Annotated in this window: 21 protein-coding genes; 12 read left to right on the plus strand and 9 right to left on the minus strand. The window is 36.1% G+C overall.

The features are described 5' to 3' along the window. The first annotated feature begins 103 nt into the window (after positions 1-103). On the plus strand, positions 104-2,473 hold the full coding sequence (locus B5488_RS00205) for a GAF domain-containing protein (protein WP_079733446.1): 2,370 nt from the start codon (positions 104-106) through the stop codon (positions 2,471-2,473). On the opposite strand, the gene B5488_RS00210 is transcribed toward B5488_RS00205, so the two are convergent. Then, positions 2,465-3,649: a Pycsar system effector family protein gene (locus tag B5488_RS00210; RefSeq protein ID WP_079733447.1), complete on the minus strand. Its 1,185-nt coding sequence runs from the start codon at positions 3,647-3,649 to the stop codon at positions 2,465-2,467. The genes B5488_RS00205 and B5488_RS00210 overlap by 9 nt on opposite strands. Before the next feature lie 54 nt (positions 3,650-3,703). Here B5488_RS00210 and B5488_RS00215 point away from each other — a divergent pair, with 54 nt between their 5' ends. Beyond that, positions 3,704-7,423, plus strand: coding sequence for a metallophosphoesterase (locus B5488_RS00215; protein WP_079733448.1), 3,720 nt, complete (start codon positions 3,704-3,706; stop codon positions 7,421-7,423). Positions 7,424-7,758: 335 nt separating this feature from the next. Here the strand turns inward: B5488_RS00215 and B5488_RS00220 are convergent, their stop codons facing one another. The 8 genes from B5488_RS00220 to B5488_RS17950 all read right to left on the minus strand — a co-directional run bounded on the left by B5488_RS00220 (position 7,759) and on the right by B5488_RS17950 (position 12,346). Next, positions 7,759-8,073 carry a mechanosensitive ion channel family protein gene (locus tag B5488_RS00220; RefSeq protein ID WP_079733449.1) on the minus strand — a complete coding sequence of 105 codons (315 nt, stop codon included), beginning with the start codon at positions 8,071-8,073 and terminating at the stop codon, positions 7,759-7,761. A gap of 69 nt (positions 8,074-8,142) precedes the next feature. Continuing rightward, positions 8,143-9,783, minus strand: coding sequence for an IS66 family transposase (gene tnpC, locus B5488_RS00225; protein ID WP_079733450.1), 1,641 nt, complete (start codon positions 9,781-9,783; stop codon positions 8,143-8,145). Between the two features lie 38 nt (positions 9,784-9,821). After that, the gene (gene tnpB / locus B5488_RS00230; protein ID WP_079733451.1) at positions 9,822-10,196 is read right to left on the minus strand and encodes an IS66 family insertion sequence element accessory protein TnpB; all 375 of its coding nucleotides are present in this window, start codon (positions 10,194-10,196) and stop codon (positions 9,822-9,824) included. Positions 10,197-10,199: 3 nt separating this feature from the next. Continuing rightward, positions 10,200-10,484 carry an IS66 family insertion sequence element accessory protein TnpA gene (gene tnpA, locus B5488_RS00235; protein WP_079733452.1) on the minus strand — a complete coding sequence of 95 codons (285 nt, stop codon included), beginning with the start codon at positions 10,482-10,484 and terminating at the stop codon, positions 10,200-10,202. 24 nt (positions 10,485-10,508) lie between these two features. After that, positions 10,509-11,117: a mechanosensitive ion channel family protein gene (locus B5488_RS00240; protein WP_079733453.1), complete on the minus strand. Its 609-nt coding sequence runs from the start codon at positions 11,115-11,117 to the stop codon at positions 10,509-10,511. 10 nt (positions 11,118-11,127) lie between these two features. After that, positions 11,128-11,619 carry a Dps family protein gene (locus B5488_RS00245; protein WP_079733454.1) on the minus strand — a complete coding sequence of 164 codons (492 nt, stop codon included), beginning with the start codon at positions 11,617-11,619 and terminating at the stop codon, positions 11,128-11,130. Positions 11,620-11,717: 98 nt separating this feature from the next. Next, positions 11,718-12,038, minus strand: a complete 321-nt coding sequence (locus B5488_RS00250; protein WP_079733455.1) for a phosphoribosylpyrophosphate synthetase — start codon at positions 12,036-12,038, stop codon at positions 11,718-11,720. 158 nt (positions 12,039-12,196) lie between these two features. Continuing rightward, the gene (locus B5488_RS17950) at positions 12,197-12,346 is read right to left on the minus strand and encodes a hypothetical protein (protein WP_170065302.1); all 150 of its coding nucleotides are present in this window, start codon (positions 12,344-12,346) and stop codon (positions 12,197-12,199) included. A gap of 306 nt (positions 12,347-12,652) precedes the next feature. Between B5488_RS17950 and B5488_RS00255 the strand changes: the two genes are divergently transcribed. The 10 genes from B5488_RS00255 (at position 12,653) to B5488_RS00300 (ending at position 23,064) form a co-directional block, all read left to right on the plus strand. Then, positions 12,653-13,660 (plus strand): LacI family DNA-binding transcriptional regulator, encoded by a 1,008-nt coding sequence (locus B5488_RS00255; RefSeq protein WP_079733456.1) that lies wholly within the window; start codon positions 12,653-12,655, stop codon positions 13,658-13,660. Positions 13,661-13,746: 86 nt separating this feature from the next. Next, positions 13,747-14,805: a dTDP-glucose 4,6-dehydratase gene (gene rfbB, locus B5488_RS00260; RefSeq protein ID WP_079733457.1), complete on the plus strand. Its 1,059-nt coding sequence runs from the start codon at positions 13,747-13,749 to the stop codon at positions 14,803-14,805. Then, positions 14,802-15,671 (plus strand): glucose-1-phosphate thymidylyltransferase RfbA, encoded by an 870-nt coding sequence (gene rfbA, locus B5488_RS00265; protein WP_079733458.1) that lies wholly within the window; start codon positions 14,802-14,804, stop codon positions 15,669-15,671. Before rfbB ends, rfbA begins: the two co-directional genes overlap by 4 nt. A gap of 238 nt (positions 15,672-15,909) precedes the next feature. Continuing rightward, positions 15,910-16,734: a 3'(2'),5'-bisphosphate nucleotidase CysQ gene (gene cysQ / locus B5488_RS00270; RefSeq protein WP_079733459.1), complete on the plus strand. Its 825-nt coding sequence runs from the start codon at positions 15,910-15,912 to the stop codon at positions 16,732-16,734. A 120-nt stretch (positions 16,735-16,854) separates the two neighbouring features. Further along, a complete protein-coding gene (cysC, locus tag B5488_RS00275; RefSeq protein WP_079733460.1) occupies positions 16,855-17,448 on the plus strand; it encodes an adenylyl-sulfate kinase in 594 nt (197 codons plus the stop codon). 1 nt (position 17,449) lies between these two features. Further along, complete coding sequence (cysD, locus tag B5488_RS00280) at positions 17,450-18,355, plus strand: sulfate adenylyltransferase subunit CysD (protein WP_079733461.1); 906 nt, start codon at positions 17,450-17,452, stop codon at positions 18,353-18,355. A 117-nt stretch (positions 18,356-18,472) separates the two neighbouring features. Next, a complete protein-coding gene (locus tag B5488_RS00285; protein WP_079736479.1) occupies positions 18,473-19,729 on the plus strand; it encodes a sulfate adenylyltransferase subunit 1 in 1,257 nt (418 codons plus the stop codon). 325 nt (positions 19,730-20,054) lie between these two features. Then, positions 20,055-21,050: an SDR family oxidoreductase gene (locus B5488_RS00290; protein WP_079733462.1), complete on the plus strand. Its 996-nt coding sequence runs from the start codon at positions 20,055-20,057 to the stop codon at positions 21,048-21,050. A gap of 6 nt (positions 21,051-21,056) precedes the next feature. Then, positions 21,057-21,722: a GNAT family N-acetyltransferase gene (locus B5488_RS00295; RefSeq protein WP_079733463.1), complete on the plus strand. Its 666-nt coding sequence runs from the start codon at positions 21,057-21,059 to the stop codon at positions 21,720-21,722. Positions 21,723-21,780: 58 nt separating this feature from the next. Further along, positions 21,781-23,064, plus strand: coding sequence for a nucleotide sugar dehydrogenase (locus tag B5488_RS00300; protein ID WP_079733464.1), 1,284 nt, complete (start codon positions 21,781-21,783; stop codon positions 23,062-23,064). The last annotated feature ends 332 nt before the right edge of the window (positions 23,065-23,396 follow it).

A 23,396-nucleotide genomic window follows, 5' to 3' on the forward strand; every position in this document is an offset into this window, starting at 1 on the left:
TGGCATGGCAATACCTTCCAAATCTTATAAAAAATTGTTAATTTAAACCCTGTAGATTTGTAAGCCTTGAGGAATATGTAATTTTAACTGATATTACTTATTTATGAAAGAACAGAAACAAAATTTACCTTTTGAGATTCAAATTAGTTTTCATAAAGTTGTTGAGCAGTATAAAAAGCAGCTGAAGTGTGAAGAAAATGAAATTTCCCGAAATTATATAAAAAATATTCTAGAGCATGTAGAAGCTTTTCCGGCTTTAATAGAAGGAATTAAAGATTTTGAAGAACTAAAAAATTATAAAGAGGCAGTTAGGGTTTTGCTAGACGATCTTTTTCCCAACGTACTTACCAATAATGAAATTAAAGCAGCTTCCATACCCTTTCAAAATTTCTTATTTAATAGGTCTAAGCGTTTAAAGAAAATAATGGAGGCTACTCCAGACGATTTTGAGCTCGAGATAAGAAATCTGGATAACAAAACGGTGTACGTGCAGGAATGCATTAATATTTTAAACGATTATTACGGTTATAAAATAGATTATTCCCGGCCTTTATATTTTGATATACCCGATGAACAGGGCATAACCAGGCGGTATCGCATTGCTTTAAACGGAGATTTTATTGATATATACCCTAAAGAAAATGCCAAAAAAATTACAGATGATGATGTAGATGAACTCCTGCAAAATGTTGAGGATATAGATTTATGGCGTAAAAAATTCCCGCCTAATAGTTGGGTGTTTAAAGGGTTTACGATCGTGAACCTTACCGATGTTACTATGGATGACGCCATATCTGAATTAAAAACTGCTTTACTATTTGAAAAATCTTCAGAAAAGGATGAACTCCAAAAATTAGAAGAAATTTTCAGGTCTATTTACAAAATCCCAGATCTTCGAGTAGGTTTTACTATTTATAATCCGCAGGACGAAATGTTCGAAAAAATGGAATATAAAGAAGCCAATAGTTATATTTTAAATGACGAATTGGTGAGTGAATGTAGAAAGGGAGTTTGTGAAGAAGGTTTCAACAATATTTTTAAAAATCACAGTTTTTTTAGCATTGCTAACGTAGACGAATATGCCAAAAAAACGGAAAATAATATCCTCTCCAGGCGATTAAAAGAAGGGGACGTAAAAAGCTGTATTCTGGCCCCGGTTGTTAAAAATAACCGTTTGCTGGGAATCTTAGAGTTGGTGGCGAAGAAAAAGAATCAGCTTAATAGTATTAATACCATTAAGTTAGATGAAATTCTCCCTTATATCGCCACTGCGGTAGATAGAAATCGCAGCGATTTTGAAAATAGGGTTAAAGCCGTAATCCAGAGTGAATGTACATCTATACACCCCAGTGTGCTATGGGTTTTTGAAAAAGAAGCCAAGAAATATATTAGGGATTATGATGATGACGGGTTGGCATCGTTTAAAGATATTGTCTTTAAAGATATTTATCCATTATACGGTCAAATAGACGTGGTAGCCTCTTCAGATGCGCGAAATGATGCTATACAAAAAGACTTGCTTCATCAATTAAAAATAATTCAGTCTATAATTGATAAAGCTTATAATATAGAAGAACTTCCTATTTACGAACAGGTGAAATTCAGAATTTCCGATTTTATGGAAGAGCTGGAAAGTAGTTTGAATGCTTCCAGTGAACAAAAGGTGTTTAATTTGCTTCAGAAAGAGGTAAATCCTATTATGAGTCACCTAAGCAAACAATCTTCTGAATTAAAAAAAGCGGTTGAAGAATATCAAAATCAATTAAATCCAGAAACGGGAATAATTTACAATGATCGCAAAAAATACGATGAAACTGTACAGCAAATTAACCGCACTATGTCTCGTTTTTTAGACAGAAAACAAATTGCTGCACAAAAGATTTATCCGCATTATTTTGAACGTTACAAGACCGATGGGGTAGACCATAATATTTATATTGGTGCATCTATGGTGAAAGACCGGCCGTTTAATAAGGTGTATCTATACAATTTAAGGCTTTGGCAACTGAGTACTATGTGCGAGATGGAAAACCGCTTTTATCAATTGCAACAAACCACGCCAATTAAGCTTGATGCCGCTTCTTTAATACTGGTTTATAGCTCTACAATGTCTATAAGATACCGAATGGATGAAAAGAAATTTGATGTAGATGGCACCTATAATGCTCGCTATGAAATTATAAAAAAACGAATAGATAAATCTTTTATAAAAGGTACCGAAGAACGCATTACCCAAAAAGGAAAAATAGCCATTGTTTATAGCCAGCGTGGAGATGAAAAGGAATATTTGAGGTATATTAAATATCTGCAAACCAAGAATTACCTGGGTGAGAATTTGGAGTTACTGGAACTTGAGGATGTGCAGGGAGTAGTTGGGCTCAAAGCCATTAGAATAAACGTTTTATATACACCCGATAACAATGAACCCGATAGAACTATTACTTATGAGAATCTAATGGAAGAATTACATTAAGTAAAAAGCGCCTACAAAAGCGATTACCGAAACAATAATTCCAATCATAAACACCGTATAAGTTATTCTTAGAATTTTATACTTTCTATGTAAAACTTTGCCCAGCAAGTGGAGGTCTAACATTAAAGATTCGTAGACATAGTCTTTATCTTTAATAATTTCTTTCATACCCCATTTAAACTGTTCAAAAGGCATTTTATGGCTATTACCAAAGAAAAGAAGGTTTACTTCCCGGTTTTTAACCTGTTCTTTTGTGAATTCTCCACTGGTAACTTGCGGCCTGGTAGATAATACCGAAAGTATTATTGAAGCCACACTAAACAAAATAAGGATAAGGGTAGGAATAAGCAGGTGTTTATTACTGGCAGCATCCAATTTCGGAATCATATTAGCAAGCGCCAGGGAAATAATTATTGCATTTACCGAAAGTAAAATGTTGGCTTTTGTATCGGCAATATCACTTAATTTTATGTGGTTTCTAAGGGTGACCCTAAAAAGCGTTTGAATACTTCGTTCGGGATTATCGTTTTTATAACGCGCTTTCATACGCGCTTTAGCTTCTTCTTTTTTTAGTTTCTTTTCCTGTTTATTTTTATCTCCAATGAGCTCCAACAGGTTTTCTTCCTTTTTGGGACCCCATTCTTCAATAGCGTAATCGGTATAAAATTGATGCTTTTCGGTGAACATTCTAATGTTCTCCTGAATCCACTCTCCGGTTGTAAAATTCTTGATATTATGAAGTTCTAATTCCTGCCTTAAAAGTTCGCTGGTTTCTTCAAAATATTCTTTAGCAAAATGCGAGGAATCTGCATCCTTTATAATTTTCCCGGGAAGACTTTCTGGATTGGAGTCAAATTTAGTTGCTTTTATATATTTTAGAACATCCTCAATGAGCTTTGGAGTGGCATTATTTTGCTTTAGAAAGTCTTCTGCAATTTTTACGCTTTCCTCTTCGTGACCCTTAAAGGTACGGGTATATCCGGTGTCGTGTAACCACGCTGCAAGCAATAGTGCCTCTTCTTGTTTAACATTAATTTCAGAATTGGCAATTAATTCTTTAGTACTTTTAACCACCCGTTCTGTATGCTTGTAATTATGGTATATGTACGTGTTCGGTAATTTTTCCTTGAAAAGATTTAAAACAAAATCATCTGCTTTCTCAATGAGATTATTCATATATTTTAGCTTGTTTTTGTTTCGCCAAAGTACAAAAAATGTTCAATATCATTTATGAAAAAAACTAACATCTTTATGTCACTAACTGCCCTGTTAGTGATTTTTTCTTGTGTTTCATCAGATCCTAAATACCGTGAAGGAGAACTTACTTCTAATTTTGGGTATCCCCAGGATAAAGAAATTGAAAAATCATTTTATTTATTAGGAGACGGTGGCTACTCCCCAATGGGTGGAAGCTCTAAAGGCCTCATCGCCTTTAAAAGTTACTTAGATTCCGTAAAACAATCAGATAATTATACCATTTTTCTGGGAGATAATATTTATCCCGACGGAATGCCTGAAGAAGGTCATCCCGATAGGGAAGCTGCCGAGTATAGAATAGATGCGCAGTTGGATGCCATTGAAGATTATGATGGAAATGTACTTTTTATACCCGGTAATCACGATTGGTATAATGAACGTATTGGCGGGCTGGAAAGAGAAGAAGAATATTTAAAGGAAAAATTTGGGGAGGATTTAATATGGAGTCCCAAAACAGGTTGCGGCCTGGAAATTATGGATATTGGCGAAGAAATTACCTTAATAGTAATAGACTCACAGTGGTATCTTGAAGATTGGGATAAAAGTCCTACCATAAACGATGATTGTGCTGAAATAAAAACCCGCGAGGCGATGTTTCTTGAAATAGAAACTGAATTTAAAAAAAGCCAGAACAAAAATATAATTGTAGCGCTACATCACCCGTTATTTACTAACGGCGTTCACGGCGGTCAATACAATTTTAACCGTCATATTTATCCTTCTCAAAAGAAAATTCCAGTACCAATTTTAGGTTCCCTGGCCACCTTAATTAGAACTACAGGTGGTGTTTCTATTCAAGATGCACAAAACGAACGCTATAAATCTTTAGTTAAACGCCTGGAAACTTTAGGCCAGAAATCTGATAGATTAATATTTGTAAGTGGTCACGAACACTCCTTGCAGTATATTGAACATGGGAAAATTAAACAAATTGTTTCGGGTTCAACTTCAAAAGCAACTTACGCGACTTTAAGTAACGATGGGGTTTTCGCTTATCCTGAACAAGGATTTGCAGTATACGATGTATTCAAAGATGGTTCAACCTGGGTTAGTTTCTATGGCAATAAGGATAACAAACCAGACCTAATATTTCAGAAGGAAATATTTGAAGCTCCCAAAGAATTTGATGTTTCTGAATTTCCAGAAGAATTTGATGAAACCATTACCACCTCGGTTTACCCTGAGAATGAAACCGATAAGGGATCGGTTCACAGAACGGTTTGGGGAGAGCGATATCGTGAACTTTACGGGACAGATATCACATTAGAAGTGGCAGACCTGGAAACACTTTACGGAGGTTTAACCCCAATGAGGGCCGGTGGTGGCCACCAAACTATTTCCATTAGAATGAAAGATAGTCTGGATCGGGAATATAACTTTAGACGCATTAAGAAGAAAGCTGTTCAATTTTTACAAACGGTTGCTTTTAAAAATACTCCTATTGAAACCCAGTTGGAAAACACGGTAGCCGAAGATATTATTTCAGATTTTTATACCGCAGCACATCCATATGCATTTTTGGCTATTCCTACTATGGCTAATGCTATTGGCGTGCATCACACTAATCCCGAAATTTATTATTTACCAAAACAGCCCAAATTAGGGAAATATAATGAAGAACACGGCGATGCTATTTATATGATAGAGGAGCGTCCCGAAGATCACTGGTTGGGTGCAGAGAGTTTTGGATCTCCCAACCACGATATTCAAAGTACTGCCGGTATGTTTGACCGTTTGCGCAGAGACGAAAAATATTCGTTAGACGAACCGGCCTATGTAAAAGCGCGCATATTTGATATGCTTATTGGCGATTGGGACAGGCACCAGGATCAATGGCGCTGGGCTGAAATTGAGGATGAAAAAGGTAACCGTATATTTGAACCAATTCCCAGGGACAGAGACCAGGTATTCTCTAATTTTGATGGTGCTTTTTTTGGAACGCTAAGAGCTTTAACAGGCTTTGCTTCTCAATTTGCAGTTTACGATGAAGATATAAACAATGTAGAATGGTTTAATGTTTCAGCAACTGGTTTAGATCGTTCCCTGCTTCAAAATGTAGGTAAAGAAACCTGGAGAGAACAAGCTGAATATATCCAGGAAAATATGACCGATGCAGTTATTGAAGAAGCTTTCAAAAAACTTCCGCCTGATACTTACGATGATACTACTAGAGAATTAATTAAAAAGGTAAAAGCAAGACGGGATAATATTGTAGATATTACAATGCGTTATTACGATCACTTTGCCGATTTGGCAATTGTTACGGGAACAGATAAAGACGATTTTGTAGACGTTACCCGAATGAAAGATGGAAAAACCCGAATTAAAATTAGTAGAAACAAAGGTGGTGAAAGAGCTGATGTTTTAAGTGATAAAATTTATCATAAAGAAGATACTGATGAGATTTGGTTATATGCCCTGGATGATGATGATAAAATTCAAGTAGAGGGCGAGGGTGATAACTATATCTTCTTAAGAATAATTGGGGGCCAGAATAATGATATTTATACCATAAAAAATAATAACAGGCTCAAGATTTACGACCACAAATCTAAACCAAATACCATAGAAGAAGCTGGCGGTGCTAAGTTTAGATTTACCGATGATTATGAAATTAATACTTACGATAAGGATAAAAAGAACTTTACCACAGGAGCTATTTTACCCGGTTTTGGATTTAACCCCGATGACGGATTTAAAATAGGACTGGAAGTAGTAAACACCATAAATGCATTTAAGCGAAATCCGTTTACCGCCCAGCATACATTTGGCGGTGGATATTATTTTGCCACCAATGGTTTTGATCTTTACTACGAAGGTGAATTTGCCAATATTCTTGGAAATTATAATTTAAAAGTTGGTGCCGATTATGCCAGCCCGAATTTTGCCAGAAACTTTTTTGGCTTCGGAAATCAAACTCCAAATTTTGATGATGAATTAGATTTTGATTACAACCGTGTGAAAATAAGTCGGTTTGGGATAAAGGCAGGGTTTGAAAATAAAACACCTTTTGGTAGCCTGTTTAGGTATATGGCTACTTTTGAAGGAAATAAAGTGGAAGCCACCGAAGGAAGGTTTATTACCGAAAATTTTGAAACAGAGGATCCTGATTTCTTCGACAGAAAATATTTTGCGGGATTAGATGCTTTATATCGTTACGAAAGTTATGATAATAACCTGAATCCAAGCAGGGGAATGAAGTTTGAACTGAATTTGGGAGGGCAAATAAATACCGCAGAAACCAACCAGGTGTATGGATATTTTAAACCTTACTGGGGTTTTTATAATGCACTTACCACAAACCGCAAACTGGTTTTAAAAACAAGGGTCCAGGCTCATTTAAATATGGGTGATGATTATGAGTTTTATCAGGCTGCACATTTAGGTGGAGAGAGTGGATTGAGAGGATATCGTTTACAACGTTTTGCCGGGAAAAGTGCTTTTGCAACCGGGGCAGATCTTAGGTACGGATTTGATCAATTTACTACCAGGTTTTTACCCTTACAAATTGGTGTTTTTGGAGGTTATGATTTAGGTAGAGTTTGGGCCGATTTTGAAGACAGTAACCAATGGCACGACAGTTATGGAGTGGGCTTCTGGGTAAATAGTGCAGACGCTGTTAACGGAACCTTTAGCCTCTTTAGAAGTGACGATGGCTACCGATTCTCTTTTGGCTTCGGATTTCAGTTTTAATAATAGTATAAGATAGATTTTATAAGCTGCCGGGAAGAAATTTCCCGGCAGTTTTTTTTGATGCAGTATTAATGCCGGTTAATTTTATAGCGCAATATAAGCCTTTAATAATCCTACTGTTCTGGAACTAGAAGTGTTCTATCGAACCAACAACAGGACTCATTCTGCTAAATGAAATGGTAAGTAAGAATGAATTATAAATTTCAAGAGGAGAGATTAAAAAGCATTAAGTTGAAGAAGAAATTAAAATATTCAACTAACCCCAAATGTATACTGTTTTTAGAATAAAAGGAATAGAAATAAGCGCTGAAAAATGCTGAAATTAAACTTTCAATTTATTCCGGTTTTTTCATATTCAAAGTATTAGAGAAATCGATAGTTCGAATAGGGAATGGGATGTTGATACCATTCTTATCGAAAGTTTTCTTAATTTGAATAATAGCAATATCCCGTGCAATTAAAATGTCGCGGTTCTTCTTAACATCAGTCCAGAAACGCACTACAAAGTTGATGGAGCTATCTCCAAATTCAGTAAACATAAATTCTACCTGTTCATTTCCACGAGAAGGGAAATGTTCAGAAATAGTTTCAATAGTCATTTCTTTTACTTTTTCCAGGTTAGAAGAATAACCCACTCCACAATTTAGCATTACGCGGGGTATCCATTCGGCTAAGTACCCCTTATAAAACTTGAATAATTTTGTAAGCAGTTCTTTTGCCTATTTATTCAGCTGTAATTTTTTGTAATTCTGGGGATAGAGATTCTTAATATCCTTATACTTGATGATCATGATATTCTCTAAGGTATATTTTAACCACTGGTAAGGATTTACCTCATGTTTTTTGCAGATGGCAAAAAAGGAATAGATTGCTGCGGCTCTTTGCGCAGCCTGATGGGACCCGGCAAATAGGTAGTTTTTTCTACCGATTGCAATGGTTCGGATTTTATTCTCTATTAAATTATTGTCAATACGTAAATTGCCGTCATAGAGGTATGCACACAACGCATCCCACCTGGAGACGCTATAGGCAAGGGCTTTTCCTATCAGACTTTTGGGCAGGGTGCGGGCAAGCTGCTGGGTCATCCATTTCCCCAATTCATTGATCACCGGTAGTGCCTTTTTCAGCCTAAGCTCCTTGGTGTCTTCAGGGCCCAGCTTAGCTTCTTTGATTTCTCTTTCAATGGCATATAAACATTGTATCTGCCTTAAGGCATGTTTTGCCCTTTGCGGATCATTATCCAAGGATTTTTCATAATAACGTCTGGCATGAGCCCAGCATCCTAGATGGGTTACCCCTTCCTTTTTAGCATATTCATCATACACTACATAACCATCTGTCTGAAGATAGCCTTTAAAGTCTTTCAGCATATGGACAGGTGCCTTTTGCCCACGGGTAGGCTGGTAGTCAAAGACTACATTTCCATCGATCGGGCTATGGTATACCCAATAGTAACCCAGATGGGTTTTTCCTTTTTTTCCCTCATCCTGGACTTTTATTGTCGTCTCGTCTACTTGCAAGTAGCCTTGGGATTTTACATCTGCTATTAATTCTTCAAAGAGAGGAACAATCCGGTCGAGCCCTTTGGCACACCAGCCATTGATAGTAGAAGGAGCAATGGGTATCTTTTCCCTTTTAAAACGCTGAAGCTGCCGGTAAAGTGGTAAATGGTCACAGAATTTATCGACCAATATGGAAGTTACAAGTCCGGCCCCGGCAATACCTTTATCGATCACCCGCTCCGGTAGTTCCCCAATGACCACACCTTCGCCAGACTTGTGGGCATATTTATACCGAATATACCTGCGGATAAAAAACCGTGCAGGTTCGCAGTCCAGTTCATCGGTAACTTCCTGACCGATACATTTCCTTCCGGAGATATCCTCCTGGGGATAGATCTTCACTTCTTCTACCGGGAGATGGTCTGGTAATGGCTGGCGGCCTTTATGATTGGTATTTTTCTTCTTGCGCTGGTAGGTAATCTTCTCAGTAAAGGCTTCTTCCCGGTTTTGAAGTTCTTGGGTATTGGGCTCAAAAGGCAGGGTCAACTGATCCTTATCCTCAAAACGCTCGCGTTTCTGACCAAACTGCATCCTTCGAAACATATCCAGCTGGCTTTCCAGATAAGCTACTTTTTCTTCAAGAACCCCAGATTTGCTTAAATATTTACGAAGTTGCTCATCGCCCCGGGCAAGTTCCTTGTCTGCTTGTTTTAAATCTTTCTCCTGTTGCTTTAATTCTTGCTGAAATTTTTGAAGCTCTTTTTTATGGGAAGCGATCGCTTTGGAATGCTCTTGGGACTGCTCTTTTATAAGGGCCAACAATTGTTGTTTTGAGAAGGATTCAAGGGCTTTTTCCATACTATAAAAGTACGGTTTTTTAGCCTTTAAAGCAACAATTATTTTACATTTTTATCAGCAAAAACAAGGGGTTTGGGAGGGTTGTACCTGGAAAGGTGACGCAGTTTTTCTGCTTTAATCCCTTCAATCATCATCACCAGTTGGCCCCAACTCACACCTCCTGATCGCAGGCCTTTGGGCAGGGAGAACGTACCCTTTTCCAGGCGCTTATAATAAATGACAAAACCCCCGGATTCCCAGTGCAGGAGTTTGATGTGGGTGGCCCGGCGGTTGATAAAAATAAACACATCTCCACTAATAGGATCTTTTCCCATCTTACCGGTTACCAATCCCGATAGGCCGTGGAATCCTTTGCGCATATCACAAGCTCCCTTATAGAGATAATACCGGTGGGAAGAACTTAAACTGAACATAAGCTACAGGTTGATCAGTGCAGATAATTGACCCAAACCAATACCGGAAACCTCTAATTGCACGCCATTAGGATACCTAAGGCGGTACTGAGATTGGAAAAAATCTGCTTTATCAGGAGATAATTTTACAAAACCGTCAAAAGCTTCCTCTTTTGTGTTTTTCCATTTTTTTAACCAGTAAAAAAACTTACTGGGGGCTATCCCATGGTTACGGCAGAAAGTTTTCTTACTTAAACCACTAATTTCCCATTCCTTGATTATTTCAAACATACTGGCTTGCTTATCCATTTATTTTTTGTGGCAAGCTAGAATTTATCTGAAGTTTACAAAAGATGTACTTAGCCGTTTGGATACTACGCGGGAACGGTTTGTCCTGGAAAAATTCTTAAAAGGTTCTTCTACAATTTTAGAATTGGGAATTACCACGTAATTATTATCGGCTTGTTTTACAACAATATTACGCAGATTGATTTCAGTAACTTCCCCCGCATAATTATTGGTCTCTATCCAATCGCCAATTTGTAGTTCGGGTAAAAAACTTAAAATAATTCCCGAAAAAGTATTGTTTAATGTTCCCTGGAGCGCAAGACCTATAGCCAAACCAACAACCCCTGCACCGGCAAGAACGGAAGTAAGGACTTTGTTAAGGTCTAAAATTCCAAGGGCAATAAAAAAACCGATAAGGATCACAATCGCTTTGCTCGCCTTAACGGTTATTTGTCTTATAGAATCTTGTTTAACCTGTTTTCCCAGGAGTTTGCTTAGTAACTGGCCGGTATATTTGGCCAGAAAAATAAATATTACAAAAACCAGGACTGCAAGTAAGAAGTTGGGTAAATTTAGAATTAATGCATCAAGCCAACTTACTAACTTTGCGGTAATCCCTTCCAGGGATTCTCTAAGGTTAAATTCGTCTTCCAATCTTTATTTATTAGCTAGACTTATGAGAGTCTGTAGTTTTCATTTTCCAGGCATCTAACATCCAGCTTGTTTTTTCTAATTCTCTAATATAAGCCCCAATTAGATCTATTGTACCTTCGTCACCTGCTTTATCTGCGGTTTCTACAACAGAGCGCATTTGCTTCAGCAAAGTGCCGTGATCTTTAAGCAGGGTTTCAATCATTTCATAATCGGTTAAATCTGCTTTAGATTCTTTGATGTTAGAAGTTTTAAGATAATCGGTTAAATTACTAATTGGTGTATATCTTAAAGTAAGAATACGTTCTGCAATCTCATCAACCTTTAATTTGGCATCATCATATAGTTCTTCGAATTTTTCGTGTAGATCGAAGAAGTTTTTTCCGATTACATTCCAGTGAAAATTTCTAAGTTTTTGATAATATAAATGGTAATCTGCCAGAAGAACGTTTAATTCATCTACAGTTTTACTTGTTTTTTCTTTATCGAGTCCTAAATAGCTCATAGTTTTAATTTATGGTTTTTAAAATTTCAATACAAAAATATAATAGTTAGAAAGTCCAGCCAACAAAAATGACTGATTTAATAGAAGTTTAACGAAGCCTAATTTAAAGGACGGTTTTCCTTTAGATCAAGCTTTGCGATCATTTCTTTAGAAACCTGGCCGCTAGAAATTCCGTAGCCATCAACTAAAACTCCTTTATACCCTTTAGAAGTGGTTATTGCATAAAGAATAGCATTATCATCAGGATTGCTCATTCCTTCAAAGCGAAGTACTTTATCTACATCAAAATCTTCAACTCCAAAGGTTTCTTTTTTTGCTTTAAGCTCTATTTCTTCGTCCAGAAGGTTGAAATCGTGTTCATAGCCTTCTTCTAATTTTAATTTGTTTATCGCCTGGGAAAGCGTTCCGTAATCTTTCATCTTAAATTGTTTGACTGATTAATAATGTTAAATTACGTTTACAGGCCCTGATATGCAAATTATAAAAGCTGTTTAGGATAAGTTTAACTCCTTATGAAGCCTTATTTTTAAAGGCTTTAGCGGAATTACCTGTAGCTGATATAAAAGCAGAATTGCCGTTAATTATCGTCGTGATTTTTATTATTTCCGAAGCTAAAAACACCTAAAGGAAAAACCAGTAAAAGAAAGAAATACCATCCTGTTAGTAAACCTACAATGGTAATAACAGCAGCAATTATATAAAGCCAGTAAGATTTACGGAATTTCATAAAGAAAAATTGAATTTTGAGGAACAAATTTAAACATATGAAGATTCTTTAGAAAATCAATATTAGTAATAATAGGATGAAAGTGATGTTAGGCTAAATTGGAATTGCCAGCGTTTTGTCTGAATTCCCTATATTTCGGGAGATATCTGTATAGATTTATAATTTTTTTATAAAGCCTTAGATCTTCAAGCAAAATTTTTACGAAGTGAGGGTTTCTTAACTCATGAATTTATTGGATATTTGCAGATTAGCGATTTCGTTAAAATAAAATAAGGAAAAGTATTCCATTATTAAGAATTCAGCAAAATGAAAAATAAAATCACTTTAAAGGAACTGGCAAAATTACTTAATGTTTCGGTTTCTACGGTTTCTAAAGCTTTGCACGATAGCGCCGAAATTAGTCCTAAAACAGCAGAGCGTGTAAAGGAGCTTGCTAAACTTCATAATTATCGCCCAAATCCCGTAGCGGTAAATTTGAAAAGTAGTAAAAGCGGAACTATAGGAGTGATTATTCCCAATATTTCAAATACTTTTTTTGCCAATGTACTATTAGGTATTGAGGCCAGGGCTCAGAAATCTGGGTTACAGGTAATTACTTATATTTCTAATGAAAAACTGGAGCGGGAACAGCAAATTGCTGAAATGTTAACCTCTGGTTTTGTGGATGGGGTACTTATAGCCATTTCAGAAGAAACACAACGTAAAAAAGAGTATGACCATCTTTTTAACCTTGTAGATTACGATATTCCGGTAGTATTATATGATAGGATAAACCTGGATCTCCAGGTAGATAAAATAGGGATTGATGATGAGTACAGTTTAGAAGAAGCAACGCGTATGTTGCAAGCTCGTGGTATAAAAAAAATAGGCATTGCTACCTCAATTCATCATTTAGGTGTAGGTAAACTTAGAATTACCGGTTATCGAAATGCTTTAAAAAACGAAAACGATTTTTATATAGCGAATTCATCAAAACCCGATTCCTTAAGAGAAAAAACACAGAAACTCCTGGTAGAAGATAAGGTAGAGGCGATTTTATGCACCGATTTTGTGAGTACGATGATGGTTTATAGATTGGCTTATGAGAATAAAATTATCATCCCAAAAGATTTAAAGGTAATTGGCTTTTTAAATGCCGATGTGGCCCGTTTTCTAACTCCATCTATAAGTTACGTAGAGCAATTCCCCGAGGAAATAGGCGAGCAAGCGGTTGATTTGTTAGTAAATAGAATAGAAAATCGTATTGGAGGAAAGCAACCAATAAACAAAACCATTAATACTAAATTAATTCATTTAGAATCTACAGATTTTTAGAGGTTACGTTATAAGAAACAAGTTTAAAGGCAGTTTTTAAAAGTGCTTAGAAAAACTATCTTTGAAAGGAAATCTATATTTTTTAAATGAACTCTTCTAAAAGAAATATTCTTATCACCGGTGGGGCTGGATTCATCGGCTCTCACGTAATACGGCTTTTTGTAAATAAATATCCAGATTATCAGATATTCAACTTAGATGCTTTAACTTATGCAGGCAATCTTGAGAATATTAAAGATATTGAGGATGCCTCAAATTATCACTTTTTAAAAGCCGATATTACTGATGCCGATAAAATAAAAACACTATTTCAGAAATATAAATTTGATAGTGTAATTCATCTTGCAGCCGAATCCCACGTTGATAGATCAATTTCTAATCCGAAAATATTCGTTGAAACCAATGTTACCGGCACCCTAAATTTAATGGAAGCCGCGTTAGAAATCTGGAAAGAAAACCTGGAAGATAAATTATTCTATCATATTAGTACCGATGAAGTTTATGGTACCCTGGGAGAAACAGGATTGTTCACAGAAACCACTTCTTATGCGCCAAATTCCCCATATTCGGCTTCCAAGGCAGCTTCAGATCATTTTGTAAGAGCTTATGGAGAGACTTATAATTTACCATACGTAATTTCAAATTGCTCCAATAATTACGGGCCAAATCAATTTCCAGAGAAACTTATTCCGTTATTCATCAATAATATTATCGAAAATAAGTCATTGCCGGTTTACGGAGATGGAAAATATACACGCGATTGGTTGTACGTGCTAGATCACGCCAGGGCTATTGATTTAGTATTTCACAAAGGCAAAAATAAATCTACATACAATATCGGCGGATTCAACGAATGGCAGAATATTGATTTAATCAGGTTGTTATGTAGCATTATGGATAAGAAACTTAATAGGAATGAGGGAGCATCTGAAGCGTTAATCACTTTTATAAAAGATCGTCCCGGCCACGATAAACGTTATGCTATTGATGCCAGTAAAATTAACAAGGAACTCGGCTGGGATCCCTCAGTTACCTTTGAAGAAGGTTTGCTGAAAACAGTTGAATGGTATCTTAAGAATCCAAAATGGATAGCGGCGGTGATTTCGGGAAGTTATAAAGAGTATTATAAAAAGCAGTATTTATGAAAGGAATTATTCTAGCCGGGGGGACCGGTTCACGCTTATATCCACTTACCAAAAGTGTTTCAAAACAATTGCTGGCGGTTTATGATAAACCAATGATTTATTATCCGTTATCGGTTTTAATGCTGGCGGGTATAAGGGAAATCCTTATTATTTCAACTCCAGAAGATCTTCCTAATTTTCAAAAACTGCTGGGAGATGGAGAAGCCTGGGGGCTGGATTTGTCTTACGAGGAACAACCAAAGCCAAATGGTTTAGCTGAAGCTTTTATTATTGGAGAAAATTTTATAGGAAACGAGGACGTATGCCTTGTTTTAGGAGATAATATCTTTTACGGCCAGGGATTTAGCGGTTTACTGGAGAATGCGGTTAGAAACTGTAAAGAATCCGGGCAGGCCACTGTATTTGGTTATTATGTAAAAGATCCAATGCGTTATGGGGTAGTAGATTTTGATGAAACCGGGAATGCACTTAGTATTGAAGAAAAACCGGAAAAACCCAAAAGTCATTTTGCGGTAACGGGACTTTATTTTTATCCGAATTCAGTAATAGAAATTGCTAAACAATGCAAACCCAGCGCCCGGGGGGAATTAGAAATCACCAGTATTAACCAGGACTATCTGAACCGGAAAGAATTAAAAGTTGAGATTATGGGCAGGGGATACGCGTGGTTAGATACCGGTACGCACGATTCTATGTTAGAGGCCTCTAATTTTGTACAAACCATAGAAAAAAGACAGGGTTTAAAAGTAGCCTGCCCTGAAGAAATTGCTTTTCGTAAAAGATATATCAATAAAGAGCAGTTGCGCAATCTTGCTTCTGAATTGGAGAAAAGTGAATATGGGAAGTATTTAATGAATTTGGTGTAATGTTAGCGATGCGTGTTTTTTAGTTTCCGATAATTTTTGCTTCCTAATAACATTTTAGCACTGTAAAGATTCGTAATTTAATTTTCCTGAGTTCTTCAATTCTGTTATAATTCCCAAAGAAAATCACACTTTAATAAAAATTCAAAAAATCTGAATAATTAAAAACCTATTAATTCGATAGACTAATGGGAAATATTATATTTGCCACGTAGCTATGATATTGCCAAAAAAGAAATTTATGAAAAGTGAAATTCAAAATGAGATTATAGAGGATTTTCTTGTGGCAATACAGGCCTCGGTAAAGGCCGGTATAGAAATAATGAACATTTATAAAAATGATGATTTTCAGGTAGAACTTAAAGAAGATGATTCGCCGGTAACCATTGCAGATAAATCGGCAAATGCTATAATAAACGATTTTTTAAAATCTACTGGGATTCCAATTATTAGTGAGGAAAATGAGGAAATTGCTTTTTCTGAAAGAGATAAATGGAATAAATGCTGGATTGTAGATCCTTTAGACGGCACTAAAGAATTTATTAAAAAAAGTGGTGAATTTACAGTTAATATCGCACTTATAGAAAATAATAAACCGGTTTTTGGAGTGATTTATATTCCGGTAAGTAAGGAACTCTACTATGGAGATGTTAAAGCGAAAAGATCTTTTAAGGTTGTAATTGATGATGAAAAAAAAGTAGAAGATTTGAGCAAAAATGCCCAGGAAATATTTCCTGGTTTTGTTCAAAAAACTATAAATGTTGCAGGAAGTAGGTCTCATATTAATAAAGAAACGCTTGGCTTCATCGAGGCGATAAAAGAAAAATATGATCAGGACGTGAAAGTTATCCCGAAGGGAAGTTCGCTTAAATTTTGTTTGATTGCAGAAGGACTTATAGATGTTTATCCAAGGTTAGGACCTACTATGGAGTGGGATACAGCCGCTGGTCATGCAATTTGCAAAGCAGTTGGATTAAAGGTTATAGATAAAGAAACTGAAATGGAAATGGTTTATAATAGAAAAAACCTGCTGAACAACTCCTTTATAGTTTCAAATCTCCAGTAACTCTATATCTATAAAATATGGCTTGGTATTAGGAAAAGTTAGTTCATTGAAGGTTGTGAAAAAAAGCTTTATGTTATCTTCACGAAGATAAATTTAAACCTGATCTAATAAAGAAGGCAAATGAATAACATCACAACATTTAATTTTTCCCTGGGCAGGGAAGAACGGAGCAAACTGAGTAATCATACTTCATTTGTTGTTTGGTTTACTGGATTATCCGGTTCGGGAAAATCAACCCTTGCAAATATGGTAGAGAAACTACTATATGAACAGAAAGTTAGAACCTTTGTTTTGGATGGCGATAGTCTAAGAAATGGGTTAAATAAAGAGCTGGACTTTAGTCCTGAAGAGCGGGAAGAAAATCTAAGAGTAGCGGCTGAAGTTGCTAAAATATTGGTGTCTTCAGGCTCAGTAGTGTTGGCTTCTTTTATTTCCCCAAAACAAGCGAATAGGGACTTAGTGAAAGAAATTATTGGCGAGCAAGATTTTATAGAAACGTTTGTAAACACGAGTTTGGAAACTTGTGAAAAACGGGATGTAAAAGGACTTTATAAAAAAGCAAGAGCGGGTGAAATCAAAAATTTCACGGGAATTGATTCTCCTTATGAAAAACCGAAGAACCCTGAAATTGAAATAAATACTGAAAAAGAAAATCTGCAAGAAGCTGCTAACAGAATTGTAAATCTGCTTCAAAAGAAACTTGAATTAAAGTAAAATGAGCAAATATTATTTAAATTATTTAGACGAATTAGAATCGGAAGCCATCTATATTATGAGGGAAGTTTGGGCGCAGTTTGAGAATCCTGTAATCCTCTTTTCAGGTGGAAAAGACTCTATTTTAGTAACGCACCTTGCAAAAAAAGCCTTTTATCCCAGTAAAATTCCTTTTGCATTAATGCACGTAGATACCGGGCATAATTTTCCTGAAACCATCCAGTTTCGAAATGATTTAGTTGAAAAGCTTGGAGTAAAATTAATTGTTGGTTCTGTTCAGGATTCTATAGACCAGGGTCGGGTTGCTGAAGAAAAGGGTAAAAATGCTACTCGAAATGCGCTTCAAATTACCACTTTACTTGACGCTATTGAAAGTAATAAAGTGGACTGCGCTATTGGTGGAGGAAGACGTGACGAAGAAAAAGCGCGGGCCAAAGAACGCTTTTTTAGTCATCGTGACGATTTTGGACAGTGGGATCCTAAAAACCAGCGTCCGGAGTTATGGAACTTGCTAAATGGAAAACATTTTGAAGGCGAGCACTTCAGGGCATTTCCAATTAGTAATTGGACCGAGATGGATGTATGGAATTATATCAAAAGGGAAAATATCAGTATTCCTTCGTTGTATTTTGCACACGAGCGGGAAGTTGTTTTTAGAAGCAATTCCTGGATTCCTGTTTCAAAATATCTAAAGATTGAAGATGATGAAAAAGTGGAAAAGAAAAAGATCAGGTTTAGGACATTGGGTGATATAACCATTACCGGCGGAATAGAATCTGAGGCAGATACACTTGAAAAAATCGCATTAGAGGTTTCTGCAATGCGCAAAACCGAAAGGGGAGACCGCTCAGACGATAAGCGAAGTGAAACCGCTATGGAGGATAGGAAAAAACAGGGTTATTTTTAAAAGCCCCCTAACCCCCGAAGGGGGAACCTTTTCAATGTATAAATGGAATGTGAAATAATTTAAAATATACCTTTCTTCTCCTCCCCTTCGGGGAGGTTGGGAGGGGCTTTTATGAATATGGAAATAAACAACAATCAACTACTAAGATTTACCACCGCTGGAAGTGTAGACGATGGGAAAAGTACTTTAATTGGTCGGCTTTTATATGATTCTAAGTCGATCTTTGAAGATCAACTTGATTCAATAACGGCGACAAGTGCTAAAAAAGGACACGATGGTATTGATATGGCATTGTTTACCGATGGTCTAAGAGACGAAAGGGAACAGGGTATTACCATAGATGTAGCCTATCGTTATTTTACCACCCCTAAGCGTAAATTTATAATCGCTGATACCCCGGGGCATATCCAATATACCAGAAATATGGTCACTGGCGCCTCTACCGCCAATGCAGCGGTTATTTTAATAGACGCCCGTCACGGGGTTATAGAACAGACTAAGCGTCATTCGTTTATAGCTTCTTTGCTGAATATTCCGCACCTTATTGTATGTATTAATAAAATGGATTTAATAGATCATTCAGAAGAGGTATATAATAAAATCATTAGTCAGTTTGAAGAGTTTTCCTCCAAACTTTTAATGAAAGATGTTCGTTTTATCCCTATTAGTGCACTTTTGGGAGATAATGTGGTAAACCGTTCAAAAAATATGGACTGGTACCAGGAAGGAACGTTGCTGAGCACATTGGAGAATCTTCATATAAGCAGTGATATTAATAAAATAGACGCTCGTTTTGCCGTGCAAACAGTTTTAAGACCTCAAAATGAAGATTTTCGGGATTATCGCGGGTATGCCGGGCGAATCGCTAGTGGAATTTACCGGGTTGGAGATGAAGTGGCTGTATTGCCTTCAGGTTTTCAATCAAAAATCAAATCTATTAATGCCGGTGAGCATGAAGTTCAGGAGGCTTATGCACCCATGAGTATTTCAATGACTCTGGAAGATGATATAGATGTAAGCCGCGGAAATATGATTGTGAGAAAGAACAACCAGCCGGAAATGGAGCAGGAGTTTGATGTAATGCTATGTTGGTTGAATAATGATCCTGCTAAACCCAGGGCGAAATATACAATAGTGCACACCTCTCACGAGGAGCGGGCACTAATTAAAGAGGTGGTATATAAAATGGATATCAATACTTTTGAAAGGGATAAGACCGACCAGGACCTGGCTATGAATGATATTGCCAGGGTTAAAATAAGAACCACGAGAAGGATGATGTTGGATACTTATCGTGAAAATCGAAATACAGGAAGTATTATTTTAATAGATGAAAGCACCAATGAAACCGTTGCTGCTGGGATGGTGGTTTAGGTTTTTTTGTCTAATGTTTAAGCTTCAATGTTTGAACTTTGTATTTGCTGGAATTCACGAATATTTCCAGGATGTTTAGTGGTTCTTTTGGAATAATACTTAAATTAACTAAATGCGAATTCTCATAAAGGACCCCTTTTCCATTTTGTAAACAAGAATTCACATTAACTTAAAAAAATGTAGGTGTTTTTATTTCAAATTAAACTTTCCGTGTTGCAATAAACATGATTTTTAACGTTTTTAAAGCTTTAAGGTTTCTTTAGCAATAGGCTTATAAAGAAATTCTATCTTTGCCGTCGATTCAAAATCAAATTAAAATTAGCAAATGACTGAATTTCAGCAGAAATTAGAAAATAAAAAGGTGCTTGTTACGGGTGGAGCGGGTTTTATTGGTTCCAATTTATGTGAAACTTTAATAAATTTAAACGTAAAAGTAGTTTGTTTAGATAATTTCGCTACCGGGCATACACATAATCTTACTGCTTTTAAAGATCACGAGAATTTTCAGTTAATTGAAGGAGATATTCGCGATCTGAAGACTTGTCATAAGGCTTGTGAGAATGTAGATTATGTTTTACACGAAGCCGCACTGGGATCTGTACCAAGATCTTTAGCTGATCCTATTACCAGTAACGAAGTGAATATTTCAGGATTTTTAAATATGTTGGTTGCAGCACGTGACGCTGACGTAAAAAGATTTGTTTATGCTGCAAGTTCTTCTACGTATGGAGATTCAGAAAAACTTCCCAAAGTTGAAGATGAAATAGGAAAACCTCTTTCCCCTTATGCCATCACGAAATATGTAAATGAATTATATGCCGATATTTTTCAGGATGCTTACAAATTAGACACTATTGGATTAAGATATTTTAATGTTTTCGGAAGAAAGCAGGATCCAAACGGAGCTTATGCTGCGGTAATTCCAAAGTTTGTGATGCAGTTTATGAAACATGAAAGCCCGGTGATTAATGGTGACGGCACATACTCGCGCGATTTTACTTATATTGATAATGTAATTCAAATGAATTTACGGGCTATTACTTCTGAAAATAAAGATGCTGTAAATGAAGTTTATAATACGGCTGTAGGTGATAGAACTAACTTAGTAGAATTAACTCAGTTGTTAAAAAAACACCTATCTGAATTTGATCCCGAGATTGCCAATGTAGATGTTAAGCATGGTCCCAATAGAGCTGGTGATATTCCGCATTCACTTGCATCGGTAGAGAAAGCAAAGAATTTACTGGGGTATAATCCGAGCCACCGAATTGACGATGGTTTGAAGGAAGCTGTTTCATGGTATTGGGAAAATTTAAGGTAAATTAATATGTCTGAAAATTTTAAAATTCAGGAATGGGATACTAATTTTTTTGGTTTTAAAGTGGCTAAAACGGAGATGGATTATCTTTGGTCTAATTCAATAACTAAACTGGAAGGATTATTTAATGAAGATATAGAATTAGTGATTTTTAATTCTACAAAACCTGATTTTGAAAAGTTGAGTAATAAGTACTATGATATTGTAAAGGTTTATAATCGTATTCCAATTATCAAAGAAGTTAAAACATTAACCAAGAACCACCCAAATATATCTAGTTATAGAGATGAATTGCCTTCGCCGGAATTAATCAAATTGGCAAAACTTGCAGCAAAGGAAGGTAGATTTGGTCGTGATTCACAAATTTCAGTGGGTATTTATAATAAAATCTTCGAAGAATGGATAACTAATTCAATCAAAGGAATTATAGCAGACGATGTATTGGTTTATAAGCACGATGAAAAAGTTGTGGGTTTTGGAACCATAAAGATAGAAGGAGAGAATGGGTATGCACCTCTTTTTGCTGTAAATAGGAATTTTGAAGGGAAAGGTGTTTCATTTGCTCTAATGAGGGCAGTAGAAAATAAACTGATCGAGCAGGGGTGTAAATATTTGGTAAGTGGAACCCAGGAGATTAATAGAAAAGCATTGTCCTCTTTAGAAGGTTTGGTTTAGAGCTGAAAACTCCAGAATATGTTTATCATCTCTGGAGAAAGAAATAAATACTAAAATAATGAATAAAAAATTAGCCATAATAGGTCTCGGATATGTAGGTTTACCTTTAGCAAGGTTATTTGCTACTAAATACCCGGTAATAGGTTTTGATATAAACCAGTCTAGAATTAAAGAATTGATGAGTGGTCATGATTCCACTTTAGAGGTGGAAGATGATATATTAAAATCGGTTTTAGGTCAAAAGGAAGAATTACAAAATGGAAATGGTTTATTTTGTTCGGCCGATCTTGAAGATATAGCAGATTGTAATTATTATATTATTACCGTCCCCACCCCGGTAGACAAAAACAATAGACCTGACCTTACCCCGTTATATAAAAGTAGTGAAACAGTAGCAAAGGTTCTTAAAAAAGGAGATATTGTTGTTTATGAATCCACGGTTTATCCTGGTGTGACTGAAGATGAGTGCGTTCCTGTTTTAGAAAAACATAGTGGTCTTAAGTTTAACGAAGACTTTTTTGTGGGCTATTCCCCGGAAAGGATTAACCCGGGAGATAAAGAGCATACTGTAGAAAAAATCCTTAAAGTTACTGCGGGTTCTACGGCTGAAATCGGAAAGAAAGTCAATGAGCTTTATGCTGAAGTAATTACTGCAGGTACTCACCTGGCGCCGACTATAAAAGTAGCTGAGGCTGCAAAAGTTATTGAAAATTCCCAACGAGACATAAATATTGCTTTTGTAAATGAATTGGCTAAAATATTTAATATGATGGGAATAGATACCCAGGATGTTTTGGAAGCTGCGGGTACAAAATGGAACTTTCTTCCATTTAAACCCGGTTTGGTTGGTGGGCATTGTATAGGGGTAGATCCCTATTATTTAGCTCAAAAAGCCCAGGAAATTGGCTACCATCCTGAAATTATTCTTGCCGGTAGAAGAATGAATGATTCTATGGGGCAATATGTCGCTTCAGAAGTGGTTAAGCTAATGCTGCAAAATGACCAGAAGGTTAAAAACTCAAATATTCTTGTCTTGGGAATTACCTTTAAAGAAAACTGTCCTGATGTTCGTAATACTAAAGTCGTGGATGTGATAAAAAACCTAAAAGAATATGGCACAAATGTTACAATCTACGATCCTTTGGCTAACCCAGAGGAAGTAAATCACGAATATGGACTAAAAACAGTTAAAGAGCTTCCAAAAGAAAAGTATGATGCCATTGTTTTAGCGGTGGCTCATAAAGAATTTTTGGAAATGGATCTTGACCAATCAAAGAATGGAAATACCGTTGTTTATGATGTAAAGGGAGTGCTTGGAGATAGGTGTGATAAGAAGTTGTGATACAGTGACTATGTGCACGATTAAAAATTAAATTTATAACCAAAAAGTTTATATTATTATTAGATCGTCATGCTGAACTTGTTTCAGCATCTAACACGAAAGGTATTTATTTCCAACTTAGACCTTGAAACCGGTTCAGGGTGACGTCTAAAAAGTAAAATATGATTCCCTGATATGTAATTAAATAATATATCAAAAGAATGATTCTAAAATTAATACAAAGTTTGAAAAAGTAATGTAGTGAGGTAGTAATGAAGTGAAGTAGATTCTGTTTATTTGAATTATGTCAGGAATTTAACTTGTTCACTTCGTCACTGGATCACCTGATCACA

The sequence above is a fragment of the Salegentibacter salegens genome (assembly GCF_900142975.1).
GTDB classification, from domain to species: Bacteria; Bacteroidota; Bacteroidia; order Flavobacteriales; family Flavobacteriaceae; genus Salegentibacter; species Salegentibacter salegens.